Origin of the sequence: Sphingomonas sp. PvP056 (assembly GCF_040549155.1) — a bacterium.
GTDB lineage: Bacteria > Pseudomonadota > Alphaproteobacteria > Sphingomonadales > Sphingomonadaceae > Sphingomonas.
The window spans coordinates 109324-129059 of the sequence record NZ_JBEPST010000007.1 but is presented as its reverse complement, the minus strand read 5'-3'; the positions used below and the strand labels follow the sequence as shown (position 1 = coordinate 129059).

The 19736-nt window shown below is 62.7% G+C and carries 14 protein-coding genes; 5 read left to right on the top strand and 9 right to left on the bottom strand.

From position 1 onward, the window contains the following. Positions 1-282: 282 nt before the first annotated feature. From ABIC17_RS16325 to ABIC17_RS16300, 6 genes are all read right to left on the bottom strand, one after another. Positions 283-759, bottom strand: a complete 477-nt coding sequence (locus tag ABIC17_RS16325) for a RidA family protein (protein ID WP_354283566.1) — start codon at positions 757-759, stop codon at positions 283-285. Beyond that, on the bottom strand, positions 756-1631 hold the full coding sequence (locus ABIC17_RS16320) for a PhzF family phenazine biosynthesis protein (protein ID WP_354283564.1): 876 nt from the start codon (positions 1629-1631) through the stop codon (positions 756-758). Before ABIC17_RS16320 ends, ABIC17_RS16325 begins: the two co-directional genes overlap by 4 nt. A gap of 1138 nt (positions 1632-2769) precedes the next feature. After that, the gene (locus ABIC17_RS16315; protein ID WP_277983325.1) at positions 2770-3027 is read right to left on the bottom strand and encodes a hypothetical protein; all 258 of its coding nucleotides are present in this window, start codon (positions 3025-3027) and stop codon (positions 2770-2772) included. Positions 3028-3060: 33 nt separating this feature from the next. Beyond that, a complete protein-coding gene (locus ABIC17_RS16310; protein WP_354283562.1) occupies positions 3061-6324 on the bottom strand; it encodes an error-prone DNA polymerase in 3264 nt (1087 codons plus the stop codon). After that, a complete protein-coding gene (locus tag ABIC17_RS16305; protein ID WP_354283560.1) occupies positions 6321-8105 on the bottom strand; it encodes a Y-family DNA polymerase in 1785 nt (594 codons plus the stop codon). The genes ABIC17_RS16310 and ABIC17_RS16305 overlap by 4 nt, the downstream gene beginning before the upstream one ends. After that, on the bottom strand, positions 8020-8781 hold the full coding sequence (locus tag ABIC17_RS16300) for an ImuA family protein (protein ID WP_354283858.1): 762 nt from the start codon (positions 8779-8781) through the stop codon (positions 8020-8022). Before ABIC17_RS16300 ends, ABIC17_RS16305 begins: the two co-directional genes overlap by 86 nt. 196 nt (positions 8782-8977) lie before the next feature. Here ABIC17_RS16300 and ABIC17_RS16295 point away from each other — a divergent pair, with 196 nt between their 5' ends. Continuing rightward, the gene (locus tag ABIC17_RS16295) at positions 8978-9424 is read left to right on the top strand and encodes a hypothetical protein (RefSeq protein ID WP_354283558.1); all 447 of its coding nucleotides are present in this window, start codon (positions 8978-8980) and stop codon (positions 9422-9424) included. Here ABIC17_RS16295 and ABIC17_RS16290 read toward each other — a convergent pair. Continuing rightward, the gene (locus ABIC17_RS16290; protein ID WP_354283557.1) at positions 9421-9597 is read right to left on the bottom strand and encodes a hypothetical protein; all 177 of its coding nucleotides are present in this window, start codon (positions 9595-9597) and stop codon (positions 9421-9423) included. The genes ABIC17_RS16295 and ABIC17_RS16290 overlap by 4 nt on opposite strands. Positions 9598-9638: 41 nt before the next feature. On the opposite strand from ABIC17_RS16290, the gene ABIC17_RS16285 reads away from it, so the two are divergent. Together ABIC17_RS16285 and ABIC17_RS16280 are read left to right on the top strand one after the other, a co-directional pair. After that, on the top strand, positions 9639-9908 hold the full coding sequence (locus tag ABIC17_RS16285; RefSeq protein ID WP_192143038.1) for an HU family DNA-binding protein: 270 nt from the start codon (positions 9639-9641) through the stop codon (positions 9906-9908). Positions 9909-9960: 52 nt separating this feature from the next. Then, positions 9961-10632, top strand: coding sequence for an SOS response-associated peptidase (locus ABIC17_RS16280; protein WP_354283555.1), 672 nt, complete (start codon positions 9961-9963; stop codon positions 10630-10632). Positions 10633-10720: 88 nt separating this feature from the next. Here the strand turns inward: ABIC17_RS16280 and ABIC17_RS16275 are convergent, their stop codons facing one another. Together ABIC17_RS16275 and ABIC17_RS16270 are read right to left on the bottom strand one after the other, a co-directional pair. Then, on the bottom strand, positions 10721-11980 hold the full coding sequence (locus tag ABIC17_RS16275) for an ROK family transcriptional regulator (protein WP_354283553.1): 1260 nt from the start codon (positions 11978-11980) through the stop codon (positions 10721-10723). Between the two features lie 136 nt (positions 11981-12116). Further along, positions 12117-15059, bottom strand: coding sequence for a TonB-dependent receptor (locus ABIC17_RS16270; RefSeq protein WP_354283551.1), 2943 nt, complete (start codon positions 15057-15059; stop codon positions 12117-12119). A 223-nt stretch (positions 15060-15282) separates the two neighbouring features. Between ABIC17_RS16270 and ABIC17_RS16265 the strand changes: the two genes are divergently transcribed. Further along, positions 15283-18735 (top strand): glycosyl hydrolase 2 galactose-binding domain-containing protein, encoded by a 3453-nt coding sequence (locus ABIC17_RS16265; protein ID WP_354283549.1) that lies wholly within the window; start codon positions 15283-15285, stop codon positions 18733-18735. Then, the gene (locus ABIC17_RS16260) at positions 18732-19712 is read left to right on the top strand and encodes an ROK family protein (protein WP_354283547.1); all 981 of its coding nucleotides are present in this window, start codon (positions 18732-18734) and stop codon (positions 19710-19712) included. The genes ABIC17_RS16265 and ABIC17_RS16260 overlap by 4 nt, the downstream gene beginning before the upstream one ends. The last annotated feature ends 24 nt before the right edge of the window (positions 19713-19736 follow it).

The following is a 19736-nucleotide window of genomic DNA, read 5'->3' as shown; positions in this document are numbered from 1 at the left end:
TCATCAGCGGCGAAGGACCCGGGATGGCGCTTGATTACGGGCAGTAGGGCCGGCTCTGAGCATAGGCGCCTGGTGGCGATCACACCCCCTTTGCCGCTGACCGACATTCTGTTTCCCACCTGCCAGCATGGAGATCCTCGCCTTTCGGACGAGGCAAGACAGGCCGTACGAACGTCATGGGTTCAGTGCGAATTTTCCCATTTCACCATCCCATACGGGACAGGCCAAACCGTCTCGCAGCCGGTTCGTTTGTAGGAATGTGGCGCGCGGATGCCTTGGCAGTCACATGGATTTAGCGCTGCGCGGCAACAACGCCGCCACCATCTCGATCTCTAGGAGTCCGTCGTCGGGCAGACTGGCAACACCAACGGCCGAGCGCGCATGCTCGCCCAAGGAACCGAAGATCGCGGCGAGCAGAGCCGATGCTGGATCGAGCACTCGTGGGTGATGCCTGAACCCGGCCTCGGCGAAAACGAAACCGCGCAGAAAGATGATCCGGGCGACCCGATCGAGACCAACCTCAGCGTCGAGCGCAGCGAGCGCGCGCAGCACGCACGCTTGCCCGGCACGCTCGATCGTTGCGGGGTCAGTGGCGTCGTCGACGGGACCGGGTATGACACCGTCAGCGGTCCGGCACACTTGGCCGGCGACGTAGGCGACGTCGTTCCACACCACGACCGGACAGTATTGGCCATTCGGCACCGGCGTCGCTGGTAGCGCGAGCCCCAGCGCGAACAGGCGCTCCTCCCACGTACTCACGCCCCTGCGTCCACCCGGACGTCGCCCCCGATCCAGCAGCCGGTGATCGCGCGACCGTCCTGCTGCAATCGCACCCTGATCTCCGACGGATGGCCCATCGCCCGCCCCTGTTGGACCCGCAGCCGTGATGAAGGCGAAAGATGCCCGCGTTCGAGCAGGCCGAAGGCGAGCGCCGCCGCCGCGATGCCCGTCGCCGCATCCTCGGGGTAACCAGACGATTGTGGGAACTGACGCGCATGGACGACGCCCGGCTCCGCGTCGATCGCATAGGGATAGAGGCCGGTCGATCCAATTCGGTCGCACACTGCCTGCACACGCGAGAAGTCCGGGGTCAGCGCATCGAGCGCCGCGACGGAGGCTATCGGGATCAGGGTCTTCACCCGGCTTGTGCGGGCGTTCTGAAGCGGTCCGTCGCCCAGTGTCGCCGCCCTCGTACCCAGGATCGATGCTAGTTCCTCCCGCAGTCCGTCACCGTCCAGCGTCTCGACCTTTCCCGCTGGCTGCGATACCTCAACCGCCGCCCCCTCCGTCCCCGCGTCGGTGATGACCGCCTCGACGATGCCGCTCGGCGTGTGGATGCGCAGGCGGTCCTTGCGCAGCAGGCCGAGGTAATCGAGCAGCCAGACCGCGCCCACGGTCGCATGTCCGCACATCGCCATCTCATGGTTGGGCACCCAGAAGCGCAACGCAAGATCGGCATCGTTGCCGGCAGGCGCGGGCAAGACAAAACCGCTCTCATGGCCGTTGGATCGGGCAACCTCGCGCATGGCGTCGTCGCTCATGCCCTCGGCGTCAATCACGATCGGCGCGGGGTTGCCGCCGGCCGGACCGGCGCTGAAGACATGGACAAGATAGGGGGCTGGATGGTGCATTCGGGCTCCTTGCTTATTAGGCCGACACGCAGTTGCTGCTAGCATACTGCTGACTGTGCAGTCGTTCGTGCTGATCGCTTAGTTGGATCTCTCACGTTCATATGGCGCAGCGCATACAGTTTGTCGGAGGTATGTGCATCCTCAGTCGGATGACGGCCCATCCTTCAGCTTTCCCATAACTGGATCCCAATCGGGACGATCAGGGGAGCGTCAGGCCTTTTTCAACAGTCCCGGTCGGTTTTGACGCTGCAGGTTGACCCAAGCTTTTCTGCGGGTCGCAGAGTGTCAGAATTTCCGGTTCAAAATGTCCGCTTTGAAGAGCGGCCACTTTTTCTAGCTATGACGAATTTTGGGAGGGAGCGGGACGGCAGCTTTTGAGCACCGCGCCCTGTCGGAAAACACATGATTTCTGACGGCACCGACGGAGCCACGGACGCGGCCAATAATCGAGGTCTAGTGTGTCCGACAAACCCTGTCGCTTTGCCCTAGTAAGCCGAAACCTGATTTTGGAGGTTTTCCGTCACTGCCGATCGTTAGCGTATAACTGGGTCCTTCCTATGTACTGACCCCATAAAGGTGGGCTTCGCGGGCCACGGCCGCAGCTTTCTCGATCGCCTCGATATCCGCTGGCTTACCCCTCGGATCGATCCGCCAGTTTGATATAGGATGAATCACGATTGGAAGCGCCATGACGGGGCCGATCAGGTTTTTCTAGTACGCCTCGTTCTGGCCAACCGCCCCCGCGAGCAGATGGGCGAGAAGGTCCTGCATCTCGTCCACTATGGTTGGTCTGTCCTGAGCCATCGCCTGCGATCTTAGACTAAAGCCTAAGGACCGGCACAGGTGTAACCGTGGCGTGCCCGCGGCGCCGGCAGGTCGTGCAACGCAAACGGGTAATCGCTTGGGTAACTAGACCATCCGACCGAAAGCGCTCGACGATTTTCACAGCCGGGAGGTTGATCGTCCGGCCGCATGGGCACGTGATCCGCATATCCTCGCGTGCTGACGCCCATTCACCAAGGCTAGTGAACTTGGATTGGTTTAGCGCTGGCACTGGTAACCGACAAAGTCGGTGAGACTCTGACAGAGAGGGTGAGACAGTCTCATCCTCTTTGTCCCGCGTGTTTCATATCACTGGTCATGGCGGCGTGACCTCCTCGTAGCAGCCGGCCCGACGGAGCTGGCGAACGATTCCGTTAAACGCAGCAGTCACGCCCTGAGCCCGACCAATTTCGTTGTCCTGCGCGGCTGCGTCCCAAAACAAGGTGAGTGGCCATTTCTCGGGGCAATGCGGCAGCAGACAACGAAGAGCGAGGCGGATCTCCGGCACATCAACGCGGACGTCGGAACAACGGGTGACGCCGGTGCGCAAAATATGCACGGATAGCGCGATCACGACACGCTGATGCCTCGGCAAATTCGACACAGATCAATGGAAGTCATGCGACTTGAACCGCACGACCTCCTCCGGATCCATACCGTCCGCGTGGGGTGGCCAGTATTGGTTGCGTGGTTCTGGATTCCATCCCTTGTCGCCACGGTCGGGCGAGCCCGGATGTTGCGCAGCATCGCCACGCCCGGTTCGGTGCGGAAACGACATGTCACCAACGCGGTGGAGGAGGTCGCCGTGGTCGACGATTCGGCTGCAGATCACATGGATGATCTCGCCTTCCTTCTGGACCTGCCCCTTCATGCCGACCATCGACGCTGACATAATCGTTCGGCGTTGTGCCTCGAAACGATCGGGCCAGAGGATGCCGTTGGCGATCCCAGTTTCGTCCTCGATTGTTATGAACAGCACGCCCTTGGCGGACCCGGGCTTCTGACGGACCAGGACAATGCCGGCGACCTCGACGTATCTACCATCCCGAATGTTGGCGAGATCGGCGCATTTGGTGACTCCGCGCCGCGTCAACTCGTCGCGCACAAACGTCAGCGGATGCGCGCGAAGCGAGAGCTGCAGCGCCCGGTAGTCCTCGATCACTTCTCGACCGTCGGTCAGCGGCCGCAGTGCGACGTCCGGCTCGAGGCCTTCCGCGCTGAAGGTCTCGGCCGATCGATCGGCTGCCGCGAAAAGCGGCAGCGGAGCCTCGCCGAGCCCCCTCACCTTCCAAAGACCTTGCCGACGATCAACGCTGAAGCCGTGGAAGGCATCGCCGTCAGCCAGCTTTTCGATCGCGGCGCGCTGCACGCCAGATCGTCGCCAAACGTCCTCGACGCTCTCAAAGGGTGTGATCGTACGCGTGCCAACGATCTTCGCACCATCAGCGTTCGACAGGCCGCGGATCTGGCGAAGGCCGAGCCGCACGGCAAGGTAGCGCCCGCCCGTCTTCTCCAGCGTGCAGTCCCACCGACTGGCGTTAACACATGGCGGCCGGACATCGACGCCGTGGTCGCGCGCATCGCGCACGATCTGCGCCGGCGCGTAAAAGCCCATCGGCTGCGCGTTCATCAGCGCGGCGCAGAAGACGTCAGGGTGATGATGTTTCATCCACGAAGACGCGTACGAAATTTTGGCGAACGAAGCCGCGTGGCTTTCGGGGAAACCGTAGCTACCGAAGCCCTCGAGCTGCCTGAAGGTGCGCTCGGCGAACTCCCTCGGATAGCCGCGCTCGACCATGCCCTCGATTAGCTTCTCGCTGAAGTGCGAGACGCCACCTGTGAACTTGAAGGTCGCCATCGCGCGGCGCAGTTGGTCCGCCTCCGCCGGCGTGAACCCCGCACCGACGATCGCGACCTTCATGGCTTGTTCCTGAAACAGGGGCACGCCGAGCGTCTTTTCCAGCACAGCGCGTAGTTCCGGCCGGGGATATTCCGGCTTCTCGAGTCCCTCGCGTCGGCGAAGATACGGATGGACCATGTCGCCCTGGATCGGTCCTGGCCGCACGATCGCCACCTGGATCACGAGGTCGTAGAAGCGCCGCGGTTTCATCCGTGGCAGCATGGACATCTGCGCGCGGCTCTCGATCTGGAAAGTGCCGAGCGTGTCCGCCTTGGAGATCATGGCGTAGACATCCGGATCGTCGTCCTGCAGGTCCGCCAGCCCGACGCGCAGCCCCTTGTCCGCCTCGAGCATGTTGAAGGCGCGGTTCATGCAGCCGAGCATGCCCAGGCCCAAGACGTCGACCTTCATGAACTTCAATGCGTCGATGTCGTCCTTGTCCCACTCGATGATCTGGCGGTCCTCCATGGCCGCAGGCTCGATCGGGACCAGGTCATCGAGACGATCATGTGTCAGCACGAAGCCGCCTGGGTGCTGAGACATATGCCGCGGCACGCCAATCAGCTTACGCGCCAGTTCCAACGTCAGGCGCAACCGGCGATCGCCGATATCGAGGTTAAGCTCCTCTACTTGCTTCTCACCGACGCCGTCGGCGGACCAGCCCCAGACAAGCCCCGCCAGTGATGACGTAAGATCCTCTGGCAGGCCAAGCACCTTGCCGACGTCACGCACCGCACCGCGTGCGCGGTAGCGCGTTACGACAGCCGTCAGCGCGGAGTGGTTGCGACCGTAGGTCTCGTAGATCCACTGAATGATCTCTTCGCGGCGTTCATGCTCGAAGTCGACGTCGATGTCGGGAGGCTCCCGGCGCTCCCCCGACACGAACCGTTCGAACAGCAGCTCATGCTTGATCGGATCGATCGAGGTGACGCCCAGCACGAAGCAGACGCATGAGTTGGCAGCCGATCCGCGTCCCTGACACAGGATCCCGCGCCGGCGAGCCTCCCGCACGATCGCGTAGACTGTGAGGAAGTACGGCGCATAGCCAAGTTCGCAGATCAGGCGCATCTCATGCGCGATCTGATCGGTATAGGTCTGCGGCACGTCACCATCGAACATCCGGTCGACCGCTTCTGTGGCGAGCTTCTGGAGCGCTTCCTGGGCCGTCAGACCGTCGATCAGCTTCTCATGCGGGTACTGATATTGAAGCTCGCCAAGATTGAAGGTGCAGATCCGCGCGATGTCGACGCTCGCCTGCAGTGCGTCGGGATAGGCGCGGAAGCGCCTGACCATTTCGTCGGGCGATTTCAGGGCGCGATCGGCGCTCACTTCACGGCGATAGCCAAGCTCGTCGACTGTGCATTTCTCGCGCACTGCGGTCACCACGTCCTGCAGCAGCCGTGCTTCAGGCGCATGGTAGAGCACGTCGCCAGTCACGACCGCGCGCACTGCCGCTCCGCCAGCCTGTCGCGCCAGCGCATCGATGCGGACCGCGTCACCAGGCCGGCGCCTTTGGAACAGCGCCATGTAGCCCCGACGCCCGTAGATGGCCTTCAGATCCTTCAGCGCAGCAAGGTTCTCTTCGTCCGCCTCATGCGGAAGCAGAATGGCGACGACGCCTTCAGACCATGGTTCCAGATCGTGCCAGTGCAGCAGGCAACCGCCCTTCCCCGCCCGCTTCTTTCCGACTGTCAGCAATCGGGTGATCCGCGACCAGGCCGGACGGTCCGTTGGATAAAGCAGCAAGCGACGGCCGCATGATAGATCGATGCGCGTACCCGCGATCGAGCGGACGCCAGTGGCTTTCTGCGCTTCCCATGCGCGCACGACGCCGGCGACCGTGCCGATGTCGCTGACGCCGATCGCGGGATAGCCAAGCACGGCAGCGGCCGCGAACAGCTCGTCCGGACTGGACGCCCCGCGCAGGAGCGAGAAGTGCGTTAGCACCTGAAGCTCGACATAGTGGGTCATCCGAAGACCCCGTGCATCCACCAGGACAGGTCGCCGGTGTCGTCCTCGAAACCGTCGCCACGACGGAAGACCCAGTAGCGGCCACCAGTCTCGTCCTCGACGCGGTAATAGTCGCGGACCGCCCACACCTCCGCATCGCGCCGCCACCATTCACCGTGGACACGCTCGGGACCGTCGCCCCCAACCACGTTGTACGTCGTACCGCGCCACTCGAAGCGGCGCGGAGGTTGGTCGGGCATAAGGGCAATTACCCGATGTAGGGGCTCTGGATGCGCGAAGAGACGGATCGGCCGCTTCCACTCCGGCCATGTTCCCGGCAGCTCGTTGGGATCGGACTTGACCACGGCCCGCTCCGGGACATGGCTTTCGACGGGAGCGATGCGGTAGACCGAATGCATCCCGATTCTGCCTGCGATCAGGTCGACCAGGCGTGCGGGGTCGCGCACCAGCGTTTCACCAGCGAGGACGGCGCCGAGATCAACCGCGTCGAGCGGCTCCGTGTGCGGCGCCACCATTTGAAACTGCTCGAGGCCCATGCCGGGATCGATCCGCTCGATCCGCAGCTTCAGCAGCCGCAGGAGGTGAGAGACCTCCCGTGTCGGCCGGGATGTGCCGACAGCCACGACTTGCTCGGTGCCATCGACGCGCATTCCCGTTAGGCGGAGCGAGCGTGCGCCAACGCCTTTCGCCTGCAGCAGCACGACAAGATCGCCCAAGAGGTCGCCCATGACCTGTTCGATCGCCTCGGCCGTGCTGATCGGCTCCAGTAGCCGTCGTTCGACCGCCGGGACCTCGATGTCCTCTCGCGGGGTGATTGGCTCTGCGACACCGCCCAGGGCTTGATCAAGGCGTGTGATGGTCGGCAGTCCGAGACGGCGCGCTAGGGGTCCGCGCGCGACCGGGAGGAGATCCGCGATCCGCTCGAAGCCAAATTTGCGCGCAGCGGTCAACGCCGTGGGCGTCAGGCGCAACGCGGCGATCGGCAATGGGCTGAGCGCCTCGACCGTACCGTGCGGCTCGACGCGAGTAAGATCGTCCTGGCCAAAACGGGCCAGCGCGTGGGCGGCCCCCAGCGTATCGGCGACCGCGACGCGCGCGGTGAAGCCTGCACGACGGCAAAAGGCGAGCAGACGACGGCAGAACCGCTCTTCTCCGCCATGGAGGTGATCGCAGCCAGCGAGATCAATCCAAAGGCCATCAGCCGGGGTGACAGCCGCGATCGGCGACCAGCGCCGTACCGCCAGCAGAGCGAGGCGATCGAGGAGTGCTGCATCGGCTTCCGGCTCGTACGGACGGAAGTCGAGATCGGACACTAGCGCGCGGGCGTGGGTGGCGGCCATACCGGAATGGATGCCGAGCGCCTGCGCACCGGTGCAGGCAGCGACCACCTCTTCGCGCCGGCCGACCTTGCCAACGAGAGCGAGCGGCGCATGCTGGACCGGGCCCATAACTGGCGTGGCGAGCCGCAATGCAGGCGCCTGCGCCTTGTACGGGTGGCTTGCCGCTTCCGATCGCCTGCCAAGCTCCCGCATTGGCGGCTGCGCGTGGACAGGAAGCGACGCGATCTGCGCCTCGACCTCTTCGCGCGACTGCGCACTGGTTCGTGCCCAGCGGGCGCCAGGCCGCCAACCGCCGCCCCGCGGCACCGAACAGGCACCCGGATCGTCGTCGACCGGCAGTTGCAGGGCGGGCCGCTCAGGCGGCCGCGTAGCAGGCCGTTCCAACCGTCTCAGCCGCTCGATGGCTAAGTTCGGCAGGAACAGCGAGACGACCCGTCTCATCGCTGCCCTCCACTATCAGGGAAAAACCCTCACCTCCGCGTTGCCGCGCTAGTTCTACCGACCATCTCGCTCGTCCTACACCCGCGATCTCCAACCGCGCCGAAGGCGCGGATCCGATCCGCCAGCGCGTCCAAGCGGCGGAAGGTTCGGAAAACGGATCCTGGTCACGGCCACGACGACGCCGCAGCAGCAGCACGGGCATGTCGGCTTCTGCCGCAACTAACTGCAGGCGGCGGGTTGCGACCATCGATACCTTGCTCGCCTCTGCAACGATCGCCGATGGCGTGCCATCGCGAACCGCGTCCTCGATCACGGCCAGCAACGCCGCGTCATCACATGGCTGAGCATAGATGACATCCGACGAGGAAAGGCCTGCTTGCGCCAGAGCCGGAGCGTAGAGGTCGGTGCGGCACGTTGCCCACAAGACAGGGCCGCTGGCATTGGCAGCTTCACGCGCCGCAATGCCGGTAAGGAATAACGTCGTTGCAGCGTCATCGACCAGCGATGCGCTGCGCGCCGTCGCCTCGTGAAGCGCTCCAGCACGCAAACCCCCAGCACCAAGCCGACCGTCTATCGCCGCTACGCCAAACGGCAGCACGCGGCAGTCAGACACCGGAGTCGCGATCGTCCGCAGGTGGGCAATGCTGGTTGCGAGGGACTCGGGGGCGGGGGACATCATGTTCTTACACTCTACTCGTTCCCTTTATGTTCCGTTACCGTATCCAACATTGCAAGCGCTTTGATCGTCCCGATCCGGGCACGAGGCTTACCGTTCCCCTCGGCGCACGGAGGGGAACGAAAAAAATACGAAGGGGCAACAAATCGCGAATTATTCGCTTTTGTTTGCCGGTTCAGTGACTCATAGAATCCTCATGCCGATCCGACCCGAGAACCGCTGGCTTTACCCGATCGACTGGCGGCAGCTGTCGCAGACGGTCCGGTTTGATCGTGCCGGTGCCCGGTGCGAGGGGTGCGGCCGGCCGCATCTGCGCCGCGTGGTCCATCTAGGTGATGGCCGCTGGTGGGATGCTGATATCCGGTGCTGGCGGTCGGACCGCGGCAAGCGTATCTCGATGAAAGCCGGGTTCGCGCTGGCGTCGGTTCGGGTGACCTATGTCGTCCTCGCCTGCGCGCACCTCGATCATGATCCGGGCAACAGCGCGTCTTCGAACCTCAAGGCGCTGTGTCAGCGATGCCACATGATCCATGATGCAGCCGAGCATCGCTGGCAGCGCTGGTGGAATGTCTTTCGGCTCCGCGCGATCCGCGATCTTTACGAGGATCCTCGCGTCACGCGCGAGCGCATCGTTGGCCGCTAGAGATCAATGTTGCGGGCGGGCATCGCTTCGGCTGCGAGATCGGCGATCGGCCCCTGCCCTCCCGTCGCTTCATAGACTTCGGCGACATCGTGATCGGCGAGCGTACCCAGCATGAGGCGAACGGCCGCGGCGCTCGTCTCGTCCAGTACGGTCTTTGTCTCGTCGTTCGCCACGGCTAAGGTCCCGCCGGTGTTTCCAATGGAGAACGAACAGCATGAACGTAAGTGACCTGGCCAAGGGCGTCGCCGAAGCGACCGGTTCGAACGAGGCCGATGCGAAGAAGGCGATCACCGCCGTATTCGACCAGATCGCGGCCGCAGCCGTGAAAGGCGAGGAAGTTTCGATTCCAGGGTTCGGCAAGTTCACCGTCAAAGACCGTCCGGAGCGCGACGGTCGCAACCCAGCCACCGGTGAAGCGATCAAGATTGCGGCATCGAAGAAGGTTGCGTTCACGGCCGCCAAGGGGCTGAAAGACAAGATGTAAGACGTGTGCGCCGGCGAGCGGTCTCGTCGGCGCCAACCCGAGGAACAGGCTCGTGTGCAACCGGTATCGTATGACCGCAAAAGAAGCCGACCTTGCAGTCACCTTCGGTATCCGACCTTCTTATGAAAAGGACGAGAAATACCCCGTCGGTGACATCTTCCCGACCGGCAAAAAGACCCCGTTCTACGGCAAGGTGATCGTGCAGGACGGCGCTGAGCGGAAGCTCGAGCGGATGGAATGGGGCGTGCCGACGCAGGTGCCCAGCGCGCGCGATCCCTCGGTCAAGCTTACCAAGTACGTGACGAACGTGCGGAACCTGAACTCCAGCTTCTGGCGATCAATGCTGACGACACCGGCGCGGCGCTGCCTTGTCCCGGTCACAGCCTTCTCTGAATATGGACTGGCACCTGGCGAAGACGGCAAGAAGCCGTTGCACTGGTTTGACGTACCCAGCCGTCCAATCTTTGCGTTCGCAGGCATCTGGCGTCCGACCGAGCGCGGCAACGCCTATGGCTTCCTGACCACCGAGCCGAACGCGATCGTGGCGCCGATCCACCCCAAGGCCATGCCGGTCATCTTGCACGACGAGAATTACGACCGTTGGCTGACAGCGCCGTGGGACGAACTGAAGGACTTGGTCGCGCCCTACCCATCGCAGTTGATACGCGTTGCGGGCATGGCATCGGCGGACGCGGAGGATGCCCGATCACCTGTGCTATTCTAGGTATGTCCAAAGGGCACCAAAGAATGCAGGTTTTTTTACGTATTAGAGCGGTTTCTGATGTCGTAACTCAAACATTCGCCGCTTGGCGTCAGCTGATGTTCTTCATGAGCGCTGCGTGTGACGGCAGCGTATGGGCGATGAACGGCAGGATGGCTGCGCCGATCGCGACAGCGTCCTCGTCATGACTCGCTTTTTGAATCAATGCCATATTTGGGACTGCGCTTCCGAGCGCGGCAATGTTTCGGTTCAGTTCGAGTATGATGCTGTCCAGCAGACACGACGGCAGTCGCGCGCCAATAAAGATTGCGGTCGGATTAAGTAGGGCGTTCACCGTCATGATGGGAAGCGTGAGAGTTTTTGCAGCCTCTAGGGACCAGGCGCGAACGACCGGATTGTGACGTTCGACGCCTGCGCGAAGTTCCGCAACGCTACCCGCGTATCCGGCTTTCTCCAGTCTGACTCTCAGTTCAGACAGAGACACGCAGTCTTGGACTGTCGGCCCCGCGGGTTGGTTGAAGTCCGCCGGAAGCAGTCCGAGTTCTCCTGCTCGCCCGTTTCCGCCGCGCACATACTCGTTGTCCACGACAACAGCACCGCCCAGTCCGGCACTGATCAATACGTAAAAAAAGTCGGTGAACTGCCGTCCGTTGCCGAACTGGGCTTCCCCGATCGCCGCGGCTGCGGCGTCGTTGTCGCGGAGGACGGGCAGGCCCAGTCCATCTTGAAGTAGGAGTGAGACGTTCGTCGTTGTCCAGACGCCGTATGCCTCAGGCATCTTCGGCAGCGCGATCGTTCCAATATCGTCAGGTATCGCAAGACCAATGCCGATGAAGCGTTCTCGGTCCAGCCTTAGTGCGGCAGTCGTTTCGGCGTACCAATCCTGCACGAAGTCGACGACCATTTCAGGGCTAGGATAATCGACCTCCTTAACAGATCGCGCGCGAACGCCCCCCGCGAGGTCGAGTATCACGACGGCGACATGATCTCGATCGATGTTCACACCTAACGAAAAGCAGCCGTCGGGATCGATCGCGAGCCGCGAAGCAGGGCTACCTCTGGGGCCTTTGATGCGGGCGGTTTCGTGGATGAGGCCTCCGTCAATTAAGCGACGGGTAATGTTAGCTATCGTGGGAAACGTGAGGCCGGTCGCCGCCGCAAGTTCCGACCTGGAAACCTCACCTCCTGCGACACGGATAGCCTGCAGGACCACCCGCTGGTTGAAGTCGCTAACGCGTACCAGATTGCTGCCCGACAGGCCGACCGTCAGCCGTGGCTGCCGGTCGTTGCCACGCATGCCGTCGTCCTTGGCAACCGGCGCCACTGTCTTCTCGTTACCGCTATCATTCATCCCCCCATATTGCATTAAATATGGTCGACAACGCGAACAAAAATAAGGCCGCAGCGACATTCCGCTGCGGCCTGAGTGAACCCCATCATTGGCTGGGAAAAGGGGAGGAGAACCAGCCTGGGGTATTCCGTGGAGATCAGTTGCGGATGCGGACACCAAAAGTCAGTCGACGTTCAAAGATGCTCGATCCGTACCAGAAGTTTTTGAACTGGGCGTACTGCTCCTCGTTCTCCTTCGTCAGATTCGATCCCTGAACGAAAAGCGTAAACTTCGGGGTGACGTCATAGCTCGCCGACGCATCAAGGTATCCGGTAGCGCGGTTCCATACAGCCAAATTGTCATCGGCTGCCGCCACGAAGCCGGCAAAACGCTTGCTGCGATAATTATATGCGACGCGACCCTGCAATGGGCCCTTTTGATAAAAGAGAACGGCGTTCGCTTGATGCTTCGAGTTGTCCGGTACCGGCAGCGTTTTGCCGAACAGGTCGACGTTCGAGCTGCCGCTGTCGGAGTACGTGTAGTTGAGCTGGCCACCGAAACCGCTTAGAACACCGGGAAGCCAGTCGAAGATCGTTTGGAAACCCACTTCCACGCCCTTGAGCGATCCGCCCTCGCCGTTCACAGGCCTTGTCACGGGCCCACCCTCGCGAACGACGCCATCAGCATCCGGCTGGAGTTCAATCAACGTGTTAGTCTGAAGAAAGCTCTTCACGTCGAAGTAGAACGCGGCAACCGACAGCAGGCTGCTACGGTTGAAATACCATTCGTACGATACGTTGTAGTTCGCCGTACGTGGAAGCTCTAAGTTGGGATTACCAGCCGAGCCCGCTGAATAGCGCTGGAGGTTCCGGTCAAGCGGCTGCCCCTGGTATGTTCGGGTACCGTTGACTGCATACGACGACGCTAGGCCGCGACCAAACAGACCAAGATCCAACTGCCCGAGCGTCTTGGCGTACGCGAAGCGCAGGTACATGTCCTTCCGGAGGTGAAGACTGAGGTTCGCGTCAGGTAGGAAGTCGTTGCTGTCGTTCTTTGCCTTATTGATGCCTTCGGCGATTGCCACACCGTTCCAAGCGTAGTCCCCGATAAACCCAGTTCCCGTTGGATAAGAGAAGATGTCCAAGCTGGTTTTAACGTAGCGTAGGCCGGCGTTGCCCGTGAATTCCAACGAACCTACCGACCCGTCGAAGTTCGCTTCGGCATAGGCACTGATCTGGCGCTGGCGTACGCGGTAGCTATTCTGGGGGTCCTGATACGCCTTGGTTCCTGGGAAGAGCAGTTGATTGTACGCGTTCACGTCATCGAGTGCACCTGGCGAGATCGCCGGAATGTTCGGGATGCCCTGAACCGGCCCGAAGTTACCGGCATAAGTGACAAGGCTCGGCACGTCGCCGAACTTGCGAATAGGAATGACGCTGTAGCCAACGGTGTCGACGATGCCTGGGTCCTTGTAGTAGTACAGATGGCCTGCCGCACCGGCGGGCGACAGGTAACGGTAGGCGTCATTAGACACGTCACGGGTTCCGTAACGGCCGCCAATCCGAATATTCTTCAGGGGGCCCCAGTCGGTATCGAGTTGAGCGTCCCCACGGTAGGCATCAAGCATCGCCTTCTGCGTCTGGCCATACGACCAGGTCGATGTCAGCGAATAGTTGGCGGGGTTGGTTACGTCCGTCAGGAATGTGACTTCTGGGCTGTCGCCTCGCCAATCTACGTTCGCTCGTACGTTCGAAATGCTGCCTGGATTGAAGTAAACGCAATTAACTGGCGCCGCCGCAGCGCAATTGCTGGGCGCGCCTGTCGGCGTTAGAACGCCACGAGTGCCCCAAGCATCGACATCAGATTCGTCGTAATTCGAGCGTGAGTCCCCGTGCACGTACCGCACGGTCGCGCTGAACGGTCCGTCGTTCTTAAACCGGGCTTCCAAGTTCGTGTTGATCGACCGCGAGCGACTGTATTGATTGAGCGTGTGCATCTGGAACCGAGTGAGGTTCATGTCTGCGACCTCAACCACACCGTTAGAGTCGATCTGCGAGGTTGGCAGATAGCTATCGTTCGAGAAGTTGCCATGAAGCACGGCACTGTTGCCCGAGTTACGGTTGCGCAGTCGGGTGTAGGCCACGTCGCCGACGAGCTGAAGAGAGTCGGTAACGTCGTACTGTACCGAGGCGTTTCCGCCGATGCGCTCACGCTGCGTCACGCTGTTGTCGAATTCAAGCGCGACCGGATTGTAGAAATAGTCGCCGTCACCGAGCTTGGTGCTGTTCGTGATGTCACCATCCCGACGTACGTCGAAACCGGCTTGTACATCGGTAGTCTTGAGAATGCCGTTAGTGACCCGGGGATTCTTGTTCGACAAGATCTCGTGATCATACGAACCGGCGACGAGAATGCCGAAGCGATCACCGTGATAGGCGACCAGCGCCGAGCCGTTCTGGCTCCAGTCCTCGGTCATGCTGCCATACGTATCCTGCACCGACGCGGTCGCCGTAATCCCCTTATGCAGGTCGAACGGGCGGCGCGTCTTCAACGCGACGATGCCAGAGTTGCCACCGGTAAGGTCGGCAGCAGTTGGAGACTTCACCACATCGACGCCAGCAAAGAGGGTCGACGGGATGTCGGTTAAATTCGGCTGAGCGCCGGTGATGTTCGAGGCGCCGAGAAACTGCTCACCATTCAGAGTGGTCAGAACGTTTGCGAGGCCACGGATGTTGACTGAGGCCCCCTGCCCCGCAGAGCGAGTGATCTGCACGCCTGTTACACGCTGCAGGGAGTCTGCGATCGTGACGTCGGGAAGCTTGCCGATGTCCTCTGCCGCGATCGAATCGACAATCTGCGAGGACTCGCGCTTGACGTTGATGGCCTTCTGCTGAGCGCCACGGACACCGGTCACGACGATGTCTTCGCTAGTGGATGCGCCGTCCTGAACCGGAGGCGTTCCAGCGTCGGCTGCGGCCGCGGCAGGGCCGTCAGAGGTAGTCTGCTGTGCGGTTGCGGATTGTGAACCAAGTAGCGCGATGACCGAGCTCGCAGTGAACAGAACCGATCGGAGCGTTGTACGTTTATGCATTGCCTTCATCCCCTCATCCTGACCGGGAGGGAACTCGAACCTGCACAGCGCTCTCGCGCAGTGCCATGTTTCCTCCCCCACTCGGCTCTTTCCAAGCCCTCTTGGTCTTGCCTGAAAAGCAGCTTTCAAACGCTTTTGCAATAGTTATTCAATTTGATTGAATAAATCATGACGGCTGCTATTCCGGTCATCGACGATCGATCATGGCTGCCCCGGAACGAGGAGGCGGCAAATGGTTCTGACGCCCGAGGGAGGAAGCATGAAGTATTTGGCGGTAGCGCTTGCGGCAACTGCGCTGAGCGGATGGCAGGTGTCGGCTCAGCAGCCATCGGCGGCACTCGGCGGTCCGATCAATATCGATATCGCGCGCGGCGGCGACAGCGTCACGTTTCCGATGACGTCCCCGGACGCGACCGCTCGGGCCGGGGACTTCACGCTCAGCGGCTGGGTCTGGCCCAAGGACGCCTCGGCAGGCGACGCGCCGCTGGTGGCAGTAGCCGATCAGGGGACGGTGCGGTTCGCCTTGAACCTAGTGAAGGGACGTCCGACCGTCATAGCGGGCGCGACGAGGATCGCCGCCGGCGCGACGATGCCGGTCGGGCGCTGGACCCATTTCGCAGTAAGGAACGATGGCGATGGCATGGTCCTCTACGTCAACGGCAGGAGCGCGGGGCGGACGCGTCGCCTCGACGGATTGGCCGCAGGCGGCGCGATAACCGTCGCGCCGCGCCGGTCCGGCGATCAGGCGTTCGCAGGCCGCATGGCGGATCTTCGACTGGACCGGTCCGCAGTCCCCGTGGCGTCGATCGCGGCTGAGGCCGGTCGGGTTCCCGATGCGGATCTCGTCGGCTTCACGACGAACAGTCCGGCTTGGCCCATGCAGAAGAAGCAGCAGATCGGTCAGGAGATGCCGCAGTCCGCCGACACGCTGCCGAAGTCGGGTGCACCTTTCTCGGCTCCGATCGCGAAGCCGATACCGGATCTGCCGGTTCTGGCGAACAGCTCGGACGGCCGCTGGACGGTGAACGGTTGGCGGCTCGTAGCCGCTCCGGACGTCCGCGACCCGGGGGCGGTCTTGTCGCGAGCTGGATACGACGTCAGCGGCTGGCGCGTCGCCACGGTCCCGGGGACCGTCCTAACGACCCTGGTTGATCGCGGCGTCTATCCGGATCCCGCCTACGGTCTCAACAACATGGCCATTCCGGAGAAGCTCAGCCGTCAGGCCTACTGGTATCGCACGCAGTTCCGCGTGCCGGCGGGAGAGACCGCAACGAACACGTTCCTCACGTTCAAGGGGATCAACTACGCGGCGGAGATCTGGGTCAACGGACGGCTGGTCGGCGACGTGAAGGGTGCGTTCGTCCGCGGCCGGTTCGACATATCGAAGGTGGCCCCGGCCGGCACCGTCGCCGCGGTGGCCGTGAAGATTCTCCCCCCGCCCCACCCCGGCATCGCCCAGGAGGAGTCCCTTAAGGCCGGCGCCGGCGAGAACGGCGGCATGCTCGTCCTCGACGGTCCAACCTTCGTCGCAGCCGAGGGCTGGGACTGGATTCCCTCGATCCGGGATCGGAACATGGGGATATGGCAGCCCGTGCTGATCGAACAGGTCAGCGCGGCGAGGATCGGCGACCCGCAGATCGTCACGACGCTTCCGAAACCCGACAACAGCGTCGCTAACGTCGAGATCCGCGTGCCGGTCGAGAACATCACTGATCAGCCCGTCGAAACCGTCGTGCGCGCCAGCTTTGACGACGTCGCCGTCAGCCGATCCGTCCGACTCGCTCCGCGGCAGAGCACGGTCGTCTCGTTCATGCCCGCGGAGTTCCCGCAGCTCGCCGTCCGGAACCCGAAGCTCTGGTGGCCCAACGGCTACGGCAAGCCCAACCTTCACGACCTTCGCGTCGAGACATCGATCGCGGGAAGACGGTCGGACGAGCAAACGACGCGCTTCGGCATTCGACAGGTCACCTACGACATGTCGCTGATGGACGACGCCGGGGAGCTGCGTCGGGTCGGCATCGACCTCTCCCGAGCCAGATCGCTCGGTCAGCACGTCGTCGATGGGACCCACGAGGGGATCCGTAAGGTGAAGGGCGGCTGGGCCGCGTCCTTGGCGCCGGGTGCGATCACGTCGCCCGCCGTCACGCGGATCGACGGCGAGGAGGAGCTGGCGCCTCATCTCGTCATCCGCGTGAACGGCGTCCGCATCGCCGCTCGGGGCGGGAACATCGGCATGGATGACTTCATGAAGCGCATCGAGCGCGATCGGCTGGAGCCGTTCTTCCGGCTTCATCGCGACGGCAACATGAACATCATCCGCAACTGGGTCGGCCAGAACACCGAGGACGTCTTCTTCGATCTCGCGGACGAGTATGGGCTGATGGTCCTGAACGACTTCTGGGAGTCGACGCAGGACTACAACCAGCAGGTCGACGACGTGCCGCTGTTCATGGACAACGCGCAGGACGTCGTCGCTAGGTATCGGAACCATCCGTCCATCGTGGCGTGGATCGGCCGGAACGAAGGCGTTCCGCAGCCGTCGCTCAACGTCGCCCTGCAGTCGCTGATCGAGAAGGAGGACGGCACGCGCCTCTACATGGGCTCGTCCAACAACGTGAACCTCGCCGGCAGCGGACCCTACGACTGGCGCGAACCCGAGACCTACTTCACCGAACACGCGAAGGGCTTCGCGGTCGAGCTCGGCACGCCTTCTTTCCCGACACTCGAAAGCTGGAAGCGCGCGATCCCGAAGGAGGACCTCTGGCCGATCAGCGACGCGTGGGCCTACCACGACTGGCACCAGGACCGGGGTGGATCGGTCAAGACCTACATGGATGCGATGCGCGTCCGCTTCGGCGAACCGACGAGCCTCGAGGACTTCAGCGGCAAAGCGCAGCTTCTGCAGTACGACTCCTACCGTGCGATCTTCGAAGGATTCAATGCGGGGCTCTGGAAGACCAACAGTGCACGCATGCTGTGGATGACGCAGCCGGCCTGGCCTTCTAGCGCATGGAACATCTTCAGTTCGGACTACGACACGCAGGCCTCATACTACGCGGTCCAGAAGGCTTCCGAGCCGGTCCACGTGCAGATGAACTTGCCGGATCACAAAGTCGTGGTGGTCAACAACACGCGCGCGCCGCTGGGCGGACTGAAGGTTCGCGTGCGAATGACCGATCTCGAGGGCCGGACCGTCTTGGATCGCTCGGTTCGGCTTGATGCGGCGCGAGAAGGCGTCTCGGAGGCCATGACGATTGCGCCGGAGACGCTGAAGGCCAATCCCGTGACGCTGGTGAGCTTAGAAGCGACGGATGCGCAGGGCGTGAGCCTGTCCCGAAACTTCTACTGGGAGGGCCGTCAGCCGTCGGATCTCCAGAGCATGACGCGGATGCCGAAGGTCGGCCTCGCCGCGTCCGCGAGCGCGAAGGTCAATGGGAGCGAGACGGCGGCCACGATCACGCTTCGCAATGCCACCCAGACGCCGATCATCGAAGCGAAGGCCACCCTCTTCGACGCGGCCGGCAAGCAGGTCCTGCCAGCATACTTTACCGACAACTACGTCTCCCTCCTGCCGGGTGAGGAACGGGTTATCAACGTGAGATATCCGACGAACCGCGAGGCCGGTCTGGTCAGCGTCCGTCTGAGCGGATGGAACGTGGCGCCCTCGAGCGTGGCGGTGCGATGATGGAGACCTATGCCCAAGCGCTTCGACCGGGAGCAACTGAAGAGGCGGACGGCAAGGGCTGCATCGTCGGAATCGAACTTGGTGGCACAAAGATCATCTGCACGCTGGCTCGAAGCCATGACGACATCTTGGAGACCAGACGGCTCCCGACGCGCGATCCCGCCTCGACGCTCGCCAGCATCGAGGACGCGATCGATGGCTGGATGCGGACGCATGACGTCCAGGCGCTCGGCATAGGCAGCTTCGGGCCGATCGAGCTGAACCGGGCATCCGCCGACTTCGGCCACATCGGAAAGACGACCAAACCCGGATGGCACGGCGCCGACGTCGTCCAACGGCTGATGCGACGCTACGACGTTCCGACCATCGCCGACACAGACGTGAACGCGGCCGCGCTCGCCGAAGGTCGATGGGGGGCCGCCCAGGGGCTTTCGAGCTGGACCTACGTCACCGTCGGAACGGGCGTCGGCGCCGGCATCGTCGTCGGCGGGCGGACGGTTCAAGGGCTCGGCCATCCCGAGGCCGGACACATGCTCGTCAGGCGCGAGCCCGGCGACGACTGGGAGGGCGCATGTCCGTTTCACGGAGACTGCGTCGAGGGTCTGGTCTCGGGCCCGGCGATCGAGAGGCGCACCGGCATGTCGGGCGACGCCATCGCGGACGACCACCCGGTCTGGGGAGTGGTCGCAGACGCGTTGGCGACGATGATGCACAACATGCTCTTGACGGTGGTGCCCGAGCGCATCCTCCTGGGGGGCGGCGTTCCATCCAGGCGTCCGTTCCTCATCCCGATGATCCGCAGCCGGCTGGAGCCGCGGATGGGCGGCTACGCTGGCGCCGACGAGATCGCGGCACAGCTCGAAACGCTGCTCGTAGCCCCGGGTCTAGGGGACGCGGCCGGTCCGCTCGGCTCGCTAGCGCTGGCCTTGGACGCCCTGGAGACGTCGGTCGATCGAAACTCCGCCACTTACGTCTGATCGTCCAGGGTCGGTAGGAACCGA